The organism is Raoultibacter timonensis, assembly GCF_900240215.1.
Taxonomy (GTDB): domain Bacteria; phylum Actinomycetota; class Coriobacteriia; order Coriobacteriales; family Eggerthellaceae; genus Raoultibacter; species Raoultibacter timonensis.
The window spans coordinates 2,613,866-2,629,045 of sequence record NZ_LT964679.1 but is presented as its reverse complement, the minus strand read 5'-3'; the positions used below and the strand labels follow the sequence as shown (position 1 = coordinate 2,629,045).

Annotated in this window: 12 protein-coding genes and 1 riboswitch; of the genes, 10 read left to right on the top strand and 2 right to left on the bottom strand. The window is 59.0% G+C overall.

Annotation, left to right across the window (positions count from 1 at the left end; all coding sequences use genetic code 11):
- The first annotated feature begins 7 nt into the window (after positions 1-7).
- From C1722_RS11340 to C1722_RS11325, 4 genes are all read left to right on the top strand, one after another.
- Positions 8-568 (top strand): 4Fe-4S dicluster domain-containing protein, encoded by a 561-nt coding sequence (locus C1722_RS11340; protein ID WP_102379335.1) that lies wholly within the window; start codon positions 8-10, stop codon positions 566-568.
- Between the two features lie 144 nt (positions 569-712).
- The gene (locus C1722_RS11335) at positions 713-1,405 is read left to right on the top strand and encodes a TorD/DmsD family molecular chaperone (RefSeq protein WP_102379334.1); all 693 of its coding nucleotides are present in this window, start codon (positions 713-715) and stop codon (positions 1,403-1,405) included.
- A 75-nt stretch (positions 1,406-1,480) separates the two neighbouring features.
- Positions 1,481-3,157, top strand: coding sequence for an ATP-binding protein (locus tag C1722_RS11330; RefSeq protein ID WP_102379333.1), 1,677 nt, complete (start codon positions 1,481-1,483; stop codon positions 3,155-3,157).
- 3 nt (positions 3,158-3,160) lie between these two features.
- Entirely contained in the window at positions 3,161-3,847 is a 687-nt protein-coding gene (locus C1722_RS11325; RefSeq protein ID WP_102379332.1) for a response regulator transcription factor, read from the top strand.
- A 186-nt stretch (positions 3,848-4,033) separates the two neighbouring features.
- On the opposite strand, the gene C1722_RS11320 is transcribed toward C1722_RS11325, so the two are convergent.
- Positions 4,034-5,536, bottom strand: a complete 1,503-nt coding sequence (locus C1722_RS11320; protein ID WP_102379331.1) for an alanine/glycine:cation symporter family protein — start codon at positions 5,534-5,536, stop codon at positions 4,034-4,036.
- Positions 5,537-5,664: 128 nt separating this feature from the next.
- Positions 5,665-5,760: riboswitch (glycine riboswitch) on the bottom strand.
- Between the two features lie 230 nt (positions 5,761-5,990).
- On the bottom strand, positions 5,991-6,461 hold the full coding sequence (locus C1722_RS11315; protein ID WP_244411512.1) for a MarR family winged helix-turn-helix transcriptional regulator: 471 nt from the start codon (positions 6,459-6,461) through the stop codon (positions 5,991-5,993).
- A gap of 290 nt (positions 6,462-6,751) precedes the next feature.
- Here C1722_RS11315 and C1722_RS11310 point away from each other — a divergent pair, with 290 nt between their 5' ends.
- The 6 genes from C1722_RS11310 (at position 6,752) to C1722_RS11285 (ending at position 15,135) form a co-directional block, all read left to right on the top strand.
- Positions 6,752-8,029: a radical SAM protein gene (locus C1722_RS11310; protein ID WP_102379329.1), complete on the top strand. Its 1,278-nt coding sequence runs from the start codon at positions 6,752-6,754 to the stop codon at positions 8,027-8,029.
- 1,053 nt (positions 8,030-9,082) lie between these two features.
- Entirely contained in the window at positions 9,083-9,787 is a 705-nt protein-coding gene (locus C1722_RS11305; RefSeq protein WP_180995169.1) for an endonuclease domain-containing protein, read from the top strand.
- 257 nt (positions 9,788-10,044) lie between these two features.
- The gene (locus tag C1722_RS11300) at positions 10,045-12,951 is read left to right on the top strand and encodes a molybdopterin-containing oxidoreductase family protein (RefSeq protein ID WP_102379327.1); all 2,907 of its coding nucleotides are present in this window, start codon (positions 10,045-10,047) and stop codon (positions 12,949-12,951) included.
- Positions 12,948-13,520, top strand: coding sequence for a 4Fe-4S dicluster domain-containing protein (locus C1722_RS11295; protein WP_102379326.1), 573 nt, complete (start codon positions 12,948-12,950; stop codon positions 13,518-13,520). The genes C1722_RS11300 and C1722_RS11295 overlap by 4 nt, the downstream gene beginning before the upstream one ends.
- Before the next feature lie 2 nt (positions 13,521-13,522).
- Positions 13,523-14,401: a dimethyl sulfoxide reductase anchor subunit family protein gene (locus tag C1722_RS11290; RefSeq protein ID WP_102379325.1), complete on the top strand. Its 879-nt coding sequence runs from the start codon at positions 13,523-13,525 to the stop codon at positions 14,399-14,401.
- Between the two features lie 56 nt (positions 14,402-14,457).
- Entirely contained in the window at positions 14,458-15,135 is a 678-nt protein-coding gene (locus C1722_RS11285) for a TorD/DmsD family molecular chaperone (RefSeq protein WP_102379324.1), read from the top strand.
- Positions 15,136-15,180: the final 45 nt, after the last annotated feature.

Genomic DNA, 15,180 nt, shown 5'->3' with positions numbered 1-15,180 from the left:
TTAAGTCATGGGACAAATGGGATTCTATTTCGATCAGACTGCCTGCATTGGCTGCAAGACGTGTCAGATCGCGTGCAGGGATAAGAACGCCCTGTACAAAACCGGTGAGATTTTCCGCAACGTCGACACGACCGAAGTGGGCGAGTTTCCGTCGGTCCGGTATTACAGTACGTCGATTTCGTGCAACCATTGCGCATCGCCGGCCTGCGTCGCCAATTGCCCGTCGGGCGCGATGTACAAAGACGAGGAAACCGGCGTTGTGCTGCACGATGACGATATGTGCATCGGTTGCGAGACGTGCGTAAGCGCATGCCCGTACAGCGAGCCGGTGTATATGGAGGACGAGGGGATCGTGCGCAAGTGCGATTCGTGCTACCTCCTGCGCGAGAAGGGCGAAAGCCCCGCATGCGTGGCGGCATGCCCGATGCGCGCCCTCGATTTCGGCGATCTTGAGGAACTAAAGGTGAAATACGGGAGCGATCTGGTGTCCGATATCAACGGTCTGCCCGATTCTTCGCAGACCACGCCGAGCCTGCTGATCAGCGCACGCGACGCAGCGCTCGCGTAGCCGACGATTTTGCAGCCCCCTGGCCCATCCGTGCTGTATCATGGCATGGGGCTGGGGGGCTTTGCTGCATTGATGCCGAGGGATGCGGGCGGTTTACAACCGCGGTATTCTCGTCATGATACGATTCTTATGGGGTGAAAGACGATGGATGACATCATAGTAAAAACGGCGCTTGTCGCCCGTACCTATCTCTATCGCGTGTTCCAGGCGGTCTTTGGCGACGATCCGACCGAAGAGGTGCTCGCCGCGCTGTTCTCCGATACGACCGACCAGGCGGTCGAATGCTTCGAAGCGGTCGATTCGATCGATTTCGCCAAGGCCCTCGCCCTGTTTGCTGCTTGCCGAAAGGGCTATGCCGAGGATCCCGCCGGGTATCTGGAAGAAGCAAAACAGGACTACATGCACGTGCTCGTAGGCCCCGAGGACCTTAAAGCGCCGCCGTGGGAGTGCGTGTATCTGACAAACGAACGGGTGCTTTTCCAGGAGGCCACGCTCAAGGTGCGCGAGGCGTATCGGAGCGAGAACATGCTGCCTTCGCAGTATCCGCGCGTGTCCGACGATCACCTTGCCATCGAGCTCGATTTCATGGTGAAGCTGAGCGAGAAAACCCAAAAGGCGTTCGACGAGGGGGATGCGAACGAATATCGGCGCCTGCTTTCGGTGCAGCGTTCGTTTCTGATCGATCATCCGCTTGCTTGGGTTGCAAACTATGCATCGGATCTGTCCGACGCTGCGCCGGGATCGTTGTACGAAGGCGTCGGCGCCCTGTGCTCGGCGTTTCTTCCCATCGATGTCGACGTGATCGGCGAATTGCTGGAAGAGGGCGAAAGAGGCTAGGTTGGAGCGCGTCCGCTTGAAACGAGCGGACGCGTCTGCGTTGCGAGCACGCGTTCGCGCGGAAGGTGGTGTACGATGCATGCGATTCTGGCGAAAAAGATGAAGCTTCGAGGCAAGACGACGATCATCCTGATCGTCCTGCTGGTCGTGGCGGTTGCCTTGAACGTCGTATGGAGCGATTACACCCAGCGCGAACAGGCCGAAGCCGAAATGCTCGAAAAAGCGCGCATACTTACCTACGAGATGGACGCCGTGTGGGAGTTCATGGACATGAACCAGGCGCGCATCGACACCGATTCGGACGGAACCTACAACTTCAAGGGGCTCTACTGCGCCATCGCCGGCAAGAGCATCGCCAAGATCCTTGAACGCGATACCAACTACATTATCCAGTACACCAATCTTGAACCGCGCAAAAAAGCCTCGATGTCCGACGAGTACGAATCTGATGCCATCAGGATGTTCAAGGAAGGCACGGCGAACGAAAAATACGGCATCGAGACCTATGAAGATCAAGAGGTGTTCCGCTACGTTTCGCCGATCTACCTCAAGGAATCGTGCCTCGATTGCCATGGCGATCCGAAAGGCGAACTCGATGCCACGGGATATCCCAAGGAGGGCATGGAGGTGGGCGATCTTATCGGCGTGACGAGCATCATCATGCCCATCGACATCTACATGTCGGGTATTCAGGATAACGTGACGCGCCAAATCGGATACTTCTCGTTTATCGTGATCATGGTCATCCTCATCCTCTATTTTGCGATTACCCGCATGATCACGCATCCCTTAACCGAAGTTGAAAGCGCTGTCGACCAGATCGAGGGCGGCAACTTCGAAGTCGATCTCGACGGCATCAAGGGAAACGGGGAGATCAAAGATCTTGCCATCAAGTTCGATTCCATGGCAAAGCAACTGCGCACCCTGTACAACAATCTCGAAGGTCAGGTGGAGATGCGAACCGCCCAGCTTGAATCGGCGAACGAGATGCTCGAAGAGCAGCGGAGTCAGCTCGCCCAGGTCAATGAAGAGCTGCAGGCGGAAAACCAGTACAAATCGGACTTCCTGGCCATTATGAGCCATGAACTGCGCACCCCGCTCACTTCGATCATCGCCTTTACCGAGATATGGCAGAATGCGAACACCGAGCGCAGCGAAGACGAAACCGCCGCCGTCAAAGAGGTGAAGGAGAACGGGCAGCTGCTCTTGCAGATGGTGAACAACATACTCGAGATGGCGCGGGTCGAAGCGGGACGAACCGATCTCATCATGGAGCCGTTCGATATGATGGACCTTATCGGACTCGTCGAGCGCAGCATAGGCTTTTTGGCCGATCAGCGCCACATCGCGCTCACCACGCTCGTGCATCCGGATGTGCCCATCATCACTGCCGATTGGGAAAAGATCCGGCGCATCGTCGAGAACCTCACGTCGAATGCGATAAAGTTCACGCGGAAGGGCGGCAGCGTGCATATCGAGGTCAGCTACGACGAGCGGAACGAGCGGCTTGCCATCGCTGTCACCGATACCGGCATCGGCATCAAGGAAGAGGACCTGCCGCTCATTTTCGAGCGTTTCACGCAGAGCGATAAATCGTCGTATCGACGCTACGGCGGCAGCGGTCTCGGTTTGGCGGTGGTGAAGGAGCTTGTCGAGATGCACGAGGGCAGCATCGAGGTGGAGAGCACCTACAAGCAGGGAAGCACGTTTACCGTTTTCATTCCTACGGGAAACAAGGGTGAGGAAGGATAGGCTGTGGCGAAAATACTGCTCGCAGACGACGAACCGAGCATGCGAAACCTCATACGGCGCATCGTGGTCGGCGGCGGCCACGAGTTCTGCTGCGCCGCCGACGGAAAAGAAGCGATCGAGGTGTACGGGAGGGAGCAACCTGATCTGCTCATACTCGATGTCATGATGCCAAAGCTCGATGGGTTCCAGGTTTGCCAGGAGCTGCGCGCATCCGGAGCGATCGTGCCGATCGTGTTCCTCACGGCGAAAGGGGATATCACCGACAAGGGTACGGGCTTCAACGTTGGGGGAGACGACTACCTTGTGAAGCCGTTCGACCCCGACGAGCTGCTCTTGAGGATCGATGCCCACCTCAAGCGCAACGAGCGCATCATGCCGAAGCAGCAGGACGATTGCGTCATGCTCGGTGGTTTGGAATTCGATACCAAGCGCTACCGTGTAACCACGGGGGATAAGCGCATCGATTTCACGCCCAAGGAGTTTCAGATACTCTTTCTTTTAGCGAGCCATCCCGGCGAGGTGTTCACGCGCGAACAGCTCATCGAGGCGGTATGGGGCGAGGAGTTCGTGGGCGAGACGTCGAGTCTGCCGGTGTTCATCCGCAAGATCAGGGAGAAGATCGAAAAGGACCCGTCGCATCCCGAATACCTGCAGACGGCGTGGCGCTCAGGATACCGGTTCGGGAGTTGACGATTGATCGGCTTCGTCCGACCGTTCGTCAGCCGCGTGGGTGCGGGCCGAACGATTGGCCGCAGTTCGCGTACCGTTTCGAAGTTTGCGCGGAAGCTTTCCAGTTGATCGGATGGCGAAGCAATACCATTGCGCCGCGCGCATCCTTTTTCGGGAGGATGTTCGCGCGGCGCAGAGCTTGACGTCCTAGCGTTCCGTAATCGGATCGATGGGCGGGATATCCCAGTTATCGCCTGCAAGGCGGGGCTCCATATGATCCTCGTCGCCCGCGGCCTTGAGACGGGCGAAGTAGTCCTGCGTCTCCTTCACCACGACGCCCGACAGCGCGATGAGCGCGATCATGTTCGGGATGGCCATGAGGCCGTTGAAGATGTCGGCGATGGTCCATACGGCGGCTACCGTCATGTAGGGGCCGATGAACACGGCGGCAATGTAGAGCCAGCGGTACACCTTGACCGATTTCATGTTGCCGTTGCTGAAATACTCGAGGCAGCGCTCACCGTAATAGTCCCATCCGAGGATGGTGGTGAAGCCGAACAGCACGAGGCACGCCATGAGAACGAACGAAACCACATCGCCGGGGATGAACGGAAGGCCCGCCTGGAACGCCGCGGTGGTGACAGCGGCGCCTTCGAGGCCCGGAATCTGGTAGGCACCCGTCATGACGAGGGCGAGGCCCGTCATCGAGCAGACGACGATCGTGTCGAGAAACGTGCCGGTCATGGAGACGAGGCCCTGGCGCACCGGCTCCTTGGTCTGGGCGGCAGCCGCGGCGATCGGGGCTGAGCCGAGACCCGCTTCGTTCGAGAAGATGCCGCGAGCGATACCCTTCTGCATGGCGATGATAATGGCGCCGAGCATGCCGCCGGCAACCGCCTGCAAGCCGAAGGCGCTTTCGAAGATGGTGGCGAAGGCGCTGGGCAGCTTGTCGAGGTTCGTGAAGATAAGCACGAGCGAGAAGCCCACGTAGAGTACGACCATTGCAGGGATCACGCGTTCCGACACCTTGGCGATGCGCTTCAAGCCGCCGATGACGACGAGGCCCACGAGTACCGCGAGCACGAGCGAGCCGACGACGGTTGCGATCGAGTAATCCATGCCGAGGATGTTTACGGTAGCCGACTTGTTCGGGTCAAAGAAGCCCGTAATTGCTGTAGAAATTGAATTGACCTGCGTAAACGTACCGATTCCGAACAGGCCTACGCACATGCCGAAGAAGGCGAATATCTTGGCGAGCCAACGCCAGTTCTTGCCCATGCCTCGCTCGATGTAGTAGAACGGGCCGCCGAGCACGTGGCCCGTTTTCTTGTCGATGCTGCGGTACTTGACGGCAAGCAGACCTTCTGAAAACTTGGTCGCCATGCCGAACAGCGCTGCCAGCCACATCCAGAACATAGCGCCGGGCCCACCTGCTACGATAGCCGTGGCAACGCCGACGATGTTGCCGGTTCCGATGGTGGCTGAAAGCGCGGTGCACAGCGCGCCGAAGCTCGAAACTTCGCCTTCGCCGCCCGTTTCGTTTTTGAACATGTAGCGCAGCGCACGGGGGAGTTGACGAAACTGGACGCCGCGCAAGCGCACCGTCAGGAGGATACCGCCGAACAGGATGAGCACCATGAGCGGTATGCCCCAAATAAAGTCGTCGATAGCGACGAGCGCCGAATTGATCGCGTCGAAAAAGCCTTCCACTGTTTTCCTTCCATCGTAGAGCAACGTTGCAACACTTCTGCGAAGCCCGTAGAAGCGAATCGAGGCGATCTGGAAGAGGGAAGACGAGCGTATGCTCGCGCAGAATGCGGACGCATACGTCAAGCTGAAAGCTTTGCTCTGTCCTTTGGCCTGAGAGTTTCGGCGTTTCCGCCTTGCCCCTTCGGCATCCGGTCTGGTGACCGGAATTCTCCAGAGGCCCCTTCTCGTCCTGTCTCGTATCGATTCAGGACGCATCAACGGGGTGACGCTATGTAGTTGTGCAGGCGAATTGTAGCAGCTAAATGCTTAGTTGTGAACTGGTTATTTCCCTTTTTACAGCTTGAAGGAGCTTGTTTGCCCCGCTTCGGAGCGCCCATGGCGTCCCGAAGCGGGGCATCGGCAGTCTTCGGCCGAACGGTGACCGCCACTGCCTGCTGGGCTTTTCGGCGTCGGTTTAGTGCCGAGAAGTCTTGCTGTCGATGTAGACGGAGGCATTTGCCTTGAGGCGATCGAGCACGTCGAGAAACGTATCGATTTCTTCTTGGCTGATGTTGTCGATAAGCCGGTCCGCTGCATCTTCTGCAACCGATTCTACCTGTTTGAGCAGGGTGCGCGCCTGGTCGGTCAGCGTGATTACGTGAGCCCGGCGATCGTGTTCGTCGCGGGAGCGGACGACGAGCCCCTTGCGTTCGAGCGTATCGAGATAGCGGGTGATGGTGGCCTGTTCTTTGCGCGTCCGTTCGGCGAGCGCTTTCTGGGAAAGGGCGCCTGCCCGATCGAGCTGATTGAGCAGGTTCCATTGCCCGGGCGTAAGATCATGCGGCTTGAGGGCGACCTCAAGCGTGCGATGCATCAAGCGTTGGGCATCGTAGACTTTATATCCGATGAATTGGTTGTGCTTGCCGACCATCATGACCTTTTTCACGCGAGCCGCTCGGCGGCGATAAGGTTATTTCCTCGGCAACGGTTTCGGTTAAGCCAAAACGATTGCCGAGGAAATACGTATCTATCTAAGTAATCACAATCGAACTTGCGCCGTCAAGCGATGAGGGTTTATATCGTCCAAAACTCCACGCAGACGGCAGCGCCGCTCGCAAATTGTCGAGTCTGGTTTACCATATACGGCAGACTAGATTTTCGCGTACGGAAACAGGGCGGCACAGCGCGTTGCTGCCGTCATCCGTATGCGGCAAGGCGGATATCCAGGGGGCTGCAATGGATCTGAAGACGTATCAAAAAGCGTTCGACGAGGTTGCTTCAGACTACGAGCAAACCGTTTCATCGTTCGGGCTGCCGTTCGAGCGCGAGGAATCGCAACCCCGAAGCAGGCGATTCGAAAATCCTGCGTGGGCATGTGAAAACTGCGGGAAAAGCCTGGTCGGCGGAAACGGCTGGATGTCTCCCGGGTGCATTGCTTGTCGAACAGGCGAGAAAACGGTGACGTTCTTTATTTCGCTTACCTGTCCGAAAAACTGCTATTTCTGCTTCAATCCCAACCAGGAAGACTACGAGCGGTATTGCCGAGAAGATCGAGACGCCCTTGGCGAGTTGGAGCAGGCTCATGCTGCGGGAGCTCGGCTCGATTGCATTGCGTTGACCGGGGGCGAGCCGATGCTCCGGTTCGAAAAGACCCTCGAATTCTTAAAGCGCGCTCGCGAGCTGTACCCCCAGGCCCATTTGAGGCTCTACACGAGCGGATACCGGCTCGATGAGGATGCGATGGATGCGTTGCGCGAAAGCGGGCTCGACGAGATCAGGTTCAGCATCAAGCTCGAGGATGGCGATGACGAGCGCCGAGTGGTCGAAGAGCGCATTCGTGAAGCGGTCGATCGCATCCCAGCGGTTATGGTGGAGATGCCGGTGATCCCTGGAACGATCGACGACATGAAAGACCTGCTCATGAAGCTGTCGGCATGGGGTGCTCGGGGGATAAACCTGCTTGAGTTCTGCTTCCCCCTCAGCAACTCCGAGGCATTCGCAGCGCGCGGGTTCTCGCTGCGCAAGCAGCCGTTCGACGTGCTGTATGACTACTGGTACGCAGGCGGTATTCCCGTGGCGGGCAGTGAATCCGAGGCGTTGGAGCTTCTGCGGTTTGCCCATGAGAACGATCTCGACCTCGGGGTGCACTATTGTTCGTCGGACAACAAGAATACCGGCCAGCTCAATCAGCAGAATCACATGCTCGGCCGATTGCAGCAGGCGACGGGTTCCTACCAGGAGTACCGCTTCGACAAGCGCTCCTACTTTATCGTGTGCGCTAAGGCGTTCGGCCCGTCTGTCGATGACGTGCGGCGCTCCCTTGAAGGCATGCTGCCCGATTCCTGTGGGTCGGTCTCGTTCGATGATGGGGTGCTCTCGTTTCCGGATACGCGCATCAACGACGTTTTGTCGATGGTGCCCGATGCCGAGATAGGCATCAGCCTCAATGTGATCGAGCTGGCCGATGAGGGACCGCGGTTGCGCGAAGTGGGCCTCGAAGTCGTCCAGCGATAGAACCGAACAAAGCGTCGATGCTGCGCGGCCCTCTTGGATGGAACGTCGGGGGTACGCAATGTCCTGGCCGTCCAAAGCCGGAGTTGCAGCCAGGGATGCGATGGGCGCGAGTGTGCTGAGCGAACGGAGTGACGCACGATCCGGCGGGGTGTCGTTTTATTGATAATGCGTTTTTGCGCGAAAACGGTCGCTTGATGGCGGCGAACCGTCGTTTTGCGAAACTCGAACCCGTCCTCAACGCCTACATCGCTCAGTTTGGAAAACGTGACCTGGGGTTTTCCCGAAACCTCCGCTAGCAGCAAGTTTGTCGGTCGTCTCGTTTTTCGCAAAACGACGGTTCGCCGCCATTTCGCATGGCATTTCGATAAAAACCTAATGGTTGATTGCTCGATCCGGCTTCGCGGCAATCCTGAATACTCGACAAGCCTCGCAAATTCGACGAACCGGCGAACCGGCAAACCCGGCGAACCGGCAAACCTGCGAGCAGGCAAACCTGCGAGCAGGCAAACCCGCAAGCTCCGCGACCGATGGAAACCTGCAAGCCCCATTGCCCATGCAAACGCGATAGATCCGATGCCCATCGCGCGTGCGAGGCGGCTTTTCGGCAGTGCGGGCAGAGGTTCGGCTGCAACCTTACGAGATTGCATTCAAAACCTTACATGTTTTACCCCGAGACCTTACGGAGATTGCCCTCAAATCATACGTTACAATTTGCATATAACCAGATGAAAAGCGCTTTTTATCCTATCCTAGACCGCCATTCCATGATAGCCTTGCCGTATGACGATCATTCTCTGCGACATATCGGCTTTGGAATTCTGGCGTTTCGATCGTGCCGCCAAGCATCGGCGATGCGCGTACGGCGGTGCGCTGCGGAAAAACTCTGCATCGTTCATCAAACCAGACAAAAAACAACTCGAGTCGCTTCGCGCAAACGGGTTCTCGTTTCTTTCGGAACCGATTCACGTACTCGTTCCCGATGCCAGTTTACGACCCAAGGACGCCCGAATCCGTTGCCATGTGAGACCCAAACAGCTTCCGCGCGATTCTTTCATGCGGATTAGCGAAGACGTTTTCGTGTGCCGCGCAGAGTTGGGCTTTATCCAAAGAGCGTCGGGGCAATCGCTTGCCCGACAGGTGCTCGATGGGTTGGAGTTATGCGGAACCTACCGTCGGCCGGTAGGCGGTCGTCCTACCGTGTACCAGGTGCAACCGGTAACGAGCTTCGCCGAACTCGCTTCGTATGCGGCAAAAGCCGGCGGTATACACGGTGCCGTTCTCGCACGTCAAGCTCTCCGCTATTGCATGGACGGCTCGGAATCGCCGATGGAATCTATCCTCGTCGTCCTTTTCTGCTTTCCCGTGCGCCTTGGCGGCTACGGCTTTCCGTTGCCTGTGCTTAATTTCAGGATGGACGCGACCGATCTTGCGAAGAACGCAACGGGAAAGAGTGGATTCCGGTGCGATTTGTTCTGGCCCGATGCCAAGCTTGTTGTCGAATACGACGGTCGGGAGCACCATGGCGAGCTTGATCGCAGGTCGAGTGATGGGTCGCGGCATGCGGCGCTTGTCGGCATGGGGTTCGAAGTCGTGAGGATCACAAGCGAGAACGTGAGAAACGACAAGGAGTTCGATGCTATTGCCCGGTCGATAGCCAAAAGGCTCAATCTGAGAATGCGCCCGACGAAACGGGACTGGTCTGCGAAGAGGGATCAGCTCCGCAGCGACATTCTTCCCTGGCCGATTCCCTTGTTGTAGTGCCGTTAGGGCTTGGTCGAAAAGCGTCATTGGCATCCCGGGCTACAGCTGCCTTTTACGAGCTTTTGCATCGAAGGCCGCCGACCGAGTGGGCTATAAACATGCTCGATCCAAACGTATTATCTGCAAATTAGAATAAAGTAAGTTATTGCGCTAATAGTTTCACTTAATATAATTAGCACAACAAGTATATGTCCACTAAGCATCGGCCGGGCGGTGGACATGCTTGCACAAGGTAGGAGGAAAAAGGAGGAGAGATGTCACTGAAGATGAGTCGCCGCGGCTTCTTGAAAGCCTCGGCGGTGGCCAGTGCTTCGACGTTGTTGCTCGGATCCGCATCCGCAGCAGCGTTCGCCGAAGACGAGGGAGCCGCCAACACCTCTGCCGATGATGTCCAGAAGATCCCGAGCGCGTGCCGCCAGTGCTACGGCCGCTGTGCGCTGTTCGGGCATGTGAAGGACGGACGCTTGGTCAAGATCGAGGGCAACCCCGATCTGTTCTCGGAGGGAACGCTGTGCTCGCGCGCGTTCGCCATTCCCCAGGAGATATACAACCCCTTGCGCGTGCGCTACCCGCAAAAGCGCGTCGGCGAAAAGGGATCGGGACAGTGGAAGCGCATCACGTGGGAAGAGGCCTACGAAGAGGCGGCCGAGCAGTTCACGAGGATCGGCGAGGAGCACGGCTGGCACACGATCGCCCACCAGTACGGCACGGGCCGCGACATGCTGCAGTTCCAGGCCATCAACAAGCTGTGGCTCGAACTCGGCTCGACGGCGACGTTCGGCGTGGGGAACCTCTGCTGGGTCGGCTCGTACTTCACGAGTCAGCGCCTGTACGGCGATGAGACGCAATACACCGGATGGGACGGCAACAATACCGATTGCATCCTCATCTGGTGCCGCCAGGAGCGCAGCCGCGGCTACTACGACTGGCTCACCGTCAAGCGTGCGCAGGAGCGCGGCGCGAAGGTGATCTGCGTCGATCCGCGGTTCACGTGCACGGCCTCCAAGGCCGACCTGTGGCTGCCCATTCGCCCGGGTTCGGACATGGCGCTCGTGCTCGCCTTCATCAACGAGATCATCCATTCGGACAAGTGCGCCGAAGACTTCGCGCGCTTCTATACCAACGCCCCGTTCTTCATCGACGAGGAGAACACAGGCTACCAGCTGCGCCAGTCGATGCTTGAAGAGGGCGGCTCCGACGAGCTGTATCCCGCATGGGACGAAGTCCACGACCAGCTGATCTACTGGTCGGGTGATTGGCAGAACAAGCAGGAGCTCGGCGGGCCGAAGGCCTTCCAATGGCTCGACGCCGAGGGCAACATCGTGGCAGACGCCAAGCCGGCGCTTTCGGGCAGCCGCGAGATCAACGGTAAAACCTACCGGACCTCGTGGGACATCCTCGTGGAGCATGTGACGCCGTGGACGATCGAGCGCGCCGCCGAGTTCTGCGAGCTTCCCGAGGACAAGATCCGCGAAGCCATCCAGATATACATCGACGCAAGCCCCGCCGCGTGCTTCTGTCGCGGCCAGAAGGTCGAGTTCTCCATCAACACGTCGGGTATCTCGCAGGCGTTCACCATCATGATGGCGCTCGCGGGCAACTTCGACACGAAGGGCGGCCAGAACATCGGCCGCGAACCCGCCACCGGCTACGACTCGTTCATGTTCGACGTCGTGCCCAACCAGCAGGGCCGTATGGGTAAGCGCCGCCTTGAGACCGCGAAGAACATCAAGAAACTCTCGGTTTGTCAGAACACGGGCTACCAGCAGATCCTCGTAGCCGACGATGCGACCGGCGAGCTCCAGGAGACCACGCAGAATTCAGGCGGCCAGGTCATCTACGGTCAGCAGGGCGGCTTCGGCGCGGCGACCACGAAAGCCATGGCGCAGGGCGACCCGTTCCAGATCTACGGCTACTGGCAGCAGACGAGCGAGCCGATCCTGTCCATCGAGGGCGGCCACGAGATTGTCGAGGGTTTCAAGAACCTCGATTTCTTCGTGAACGTCGACATCTACATGACACCTTCGGGCGAGCTCGCCGACATCATCTTGCCCGCAGCTCACCCCAACGAGGTCGACCGTGTCGAATGGGCCCACTCGGGCCACGGCTATCCGACGAGCCACACCTACCTCATCCGCCAGCCCTTCCACGCGCCGCTCGGTGAGGCGAAGGACGACATGGACATCTGCTTCGAGTTCGCGAAGTATATGGACGTCGACATGTTCTGGAAGGACAAGTACGAGTTCTTCGACTACATGGTGAAGGGCCCCGAGACGCTGCCCGCCGAGCTTTCGTGCGCGAGCTTCGAGGATTTCCGCGAGCGCATCAGCGTGACCGGCGTGCAGATGAGCGATGTGCGCGGCGCTCCGAAGTACGAGACGGGCTTCATGCGCAAGACGAGCGATTTCCGCCCCGGCTTCAACACGATGTTCCGCGGCAACAAGATGGGGTCGGTATACCGCTTCCCCGGCACGACGCTGCCCGACGGCACGCAGATTCCCGCGCATCCGCAATCGGACAACGGCAAGATGGAAATGTGGTCGGAGGATCTCCTGCTCTACGGCAACGGTCCGCTTCCGCTGTACATCGAGCCGCCGATCACGCCCCTTGCGCGCCCTGACCTCTTGGACGAGTATCCCTACACGCTCATCACGGGTGGCCGCTCCCATGCGTTCTTCCACACCGAGTACCGCAACAGTCCGTGGATGCGCGAGGTGCATATGTTCCCGACGGTGGACATCAATCCCGCAACCGCCGCCGAGCATGGCATCGATCAGGACGACTGGGTGTGGATCGAGACCTACGTCGACCGCATTCGCCAGCGCGCGAACCTCACCGAAGCCATCAAGCCGGGCATGATCCACGTCGAGCACGACTGGTGGTTCCCCGAGCGCGAGGCAACGGACGATCTGCACGGTGCGTTCGACTCGAACTGCAACGTGCTCTTCGAGAACAACGGCCCCTACGACCCTGCGGTCGGCACCGACAATTACGGCGGTTTGTGCAAGATATACAAGGCCGAAGAAGGTGCACCGGACAACATCTGTATGAACGAGGAAGACCTGCGTATATTCCTGCCGCTTTCGGCTGAGACCATCGCATCCGATGGACAGGACGACGGCGTCAGCCAAGTAACGGTGAGGGAAGGGGTGCAGTCATGACTCGCAACATCATCTCAGTCGATCTCGACAGCTGCATCGGATGCCATTCGTGCGCCGTCGTGTGCAAGCAGGAAAACGGCGTGGGTCTCGGCACCTACTACAACAAAGTGCTCACCGTGGGCCCCTCGGGCACGTTCCCCGATCTCGAAATGTACTACCTGCCGGTCGCTTGCCAGCACTGCGACAATCCCGAATGCGTGAGCGTGTGCCCCACGGGTGCGAGCTACAAGCGCGAAGACGGTGTGGTGCTCGTCGACCACAGCAAGTGCATCGGGTGCCAGTACTGCGTCATGGCCTGCCCCTACGGCGTGCGCACCTACGATGAGAGCCGCGATAAGGGCGTTATCGAGAAGTGCACGATGTGCGCGCACCTCATCGACAAGGGCGAGAAACCCGCGTGCGTGAAGCACTGCCCTGGTCAGGCGCGCCTGTTCGGCGACCTCGACGACCCTGAATCGCCGCCCTCGAAGATGCGCGCGACCAAGAAGGTTCACAAGCTCACCGATGTCGGCAACCATCCGGGCGTCGAGTACGGTCTCGACAAATTCACCTGGAAGGGCGGTGAGTAAGCATGGAAGTACAGTGGCCTCTGCTGGTTTTCAGCGTTCTGCTCGGTATCACCTCGGGAAGCTTCATCTTTCTAGCGATCGGTGAGCTGACCGGCAAGTTCAAGGAAGTTCGATTCACGGGAGCGCTCATCGCGCTGGTGTGCCTCGCGATCGGCGGCTGCGTTTCGGTGCTCCACATGGGGCATCCCGAGCGCGCACTGCACCTGCTTGGCAACCTCGGTTCGGGGCTTTCCAAAGAGCTCTTTGCCGTTGCCGTCATGGGCATCGTCGCCATCGTCTACCTTGTGCTCGCACGCAAGGATTACCCTGGTGCCTCGAAGGTGTTCGGCGTTATCGGCGGCGTTGTCGGCATCGTGCTTTCGCCGATTGCGGGCGCAAGCTACCTGATTGCCGCCCGTCCCGCATGGGACAGCATCGCGCTTCCGCTCATGTACCTCGGCGCGGGGCTTGCGCTCGGCTTCACCCTTATGGCAGCGCTCGTGCTGCTCAAGGGCAAGGCTTCCGAAGAGGGCGGGTTCGCACTCAAGCTTGCCCTAGCCGGCGTAGTCATTATGGCCGTTACCACGGTTGCGTACGTGATCTGGATCGCAATCGCGCCCTATCAGGCTCCGTCGCGCTCGATCGAACGGCTGCTATCCGGCGATCTCGCACTCATGTTCTGGGCGGGCGTCGTGGTAGTCGGCATTGTCGTGCCGGTGGCGCTCACCGTGCTCGCCTGCGTCAAAGCGACCAGGGGCGAAGGCGGATCGGGCATTGCCAACCCGAAGAGCCTAAGCACGTATCTGTTCGTTTCGTTTGCCTGCACGGCTGTTGGTGCCGTTGCCATCCGCATGATCATGTACGCGGTCGGCACGAGCGTCGAGCAGCTCATCTACAAGTAAACAGCACGGCGGTCTCGCGCATCAGGTGCGGGGCCGCCGCCGGTTAAGGAGCAACCATGGAAGCAACCATGCCCGCCTCTCTCGTGGAAAACCTCAGGGAGTTCGCTGAAAGCCGCGGCAACGTGTACGGGTTTCTGTCGCGCTGCTACGAGATCGAAATCGACGCTGCATTCGCCGAGCAGGTAGCCGAGCGGTTTTCCTTCTCATCCGACGACCCCCGCCTTGCGGCGTCGCTCGATGCCATGAAGCGCGATCTTGCCGATCAGAGCGAGGAGCATCTCGAGCAGCTTGCCGTTGTGTTTGATCGCGTGTTCTTCGGCATGGGGCCGCGTACCGCCCAGAAGGCCTTTCCGTACGAGTCGGTGTATACGAGCTCCGAGGGTCTTCTGATGCAGGAGGCGTACTCGAAGGCAGTTTCGGCCTATTGGCAGGAGCGGCTGGCCAAGAACCCGTCGTTTCCCGAGCCCGAAGATCATCTGGCCGTGGAGCTTGCCTTCATGCAGAGCCTGTGCGAGCGGACGGCCTCTGCGCTGTCGATGGGCGATGAGAGCGAGGCCGAACGGCTTTTCGCAGAGCAGCGCGCATTCATTGACGAGCACCTGCTCACGTGGATCGAGCGGTTTGCGAGCGATGCGAAAGTCTCGGCCGAAAGCGGGTTCTACTGGCATCTCGCTGCGTTCACCGAAGAGTTCCTGAAAGCCGATTCGGAGGCGCTTGCGGAAGTTCTCGGATAAGGGGATAGCGGCGGGCGTTGCCGAGGGCGGCCGGTTGCGGGACGC

What these genes read in the sequence shown, in the direction of transcription:
- C1722_RS11340 (WP_102379335.1), top strand. Translation starts at nt 8, where the DNA reads ATGGGACAAATGGGATTCTATTTCGATCAGACTGCCTGCATTGGCTGC.
- C1722_RS11335 (WP_102379334.1), top strand. Translation starts at nt 713, where the DNA reads ATGGATGACATCATAGTAAAAACGGCGCTTGTCGCCCGTACCTATCTC.
- C1722_RS11330 (WP_102379333.1), top strand. Translation starts at nt 1,481, where the DNA reads ATGCATGCGATTCTGGCGAAAAAGATGAAGCTTCGAGGCAAGACGACG.
- C1722_RS11310 (WP_102379329.1), top strand. Translation starts at nt 6,752, where the DNA reads ATGGATCTGAAGACGTATCAAAAAGCGTTCGACGAGGTTGCTTCAGAC.
- C1722_RS11305 (WP_180995169.1), top strand. Translation starts at nt 9,083, where the DNA reads ATGCGGATTAGCGAAGACGTTTTCGTGTGCCGCGCAGAGTTGGGCTTT.
- C1722_RS11300 (WP_102379327.1), top strand. Translation starts at nt 10,045, where the DNA reads ATGTCACTGAAGATGAGTCGCCGCGGCTTCTTGAAAGCCTCGGCGGTG.
- C1722_RS11295 (WP_102379326.1), top strand. Translation starts at nt 12,948, where the DNA reads ATGACTCGCAACATCATCTCAGTCGATCTCGACAGCTGCATCGGATGC.
- C1722_RS11290 (WP_102379325.1), top strand. Translation starts at nt 13,523, where the DNA reads ATGGAAGTACAGTGGCCTCTGCTGGTTTTCAGCGTTCTGCTCGGTATC.
- C1722_RS11285 (WP_102379324.1), top strand. Translation starts at nt 14,458, where the DNA reads ATGGAAGCAACCATGCCCGCCTCTCTCGTGGAAAACCTCAGGGAGTTC.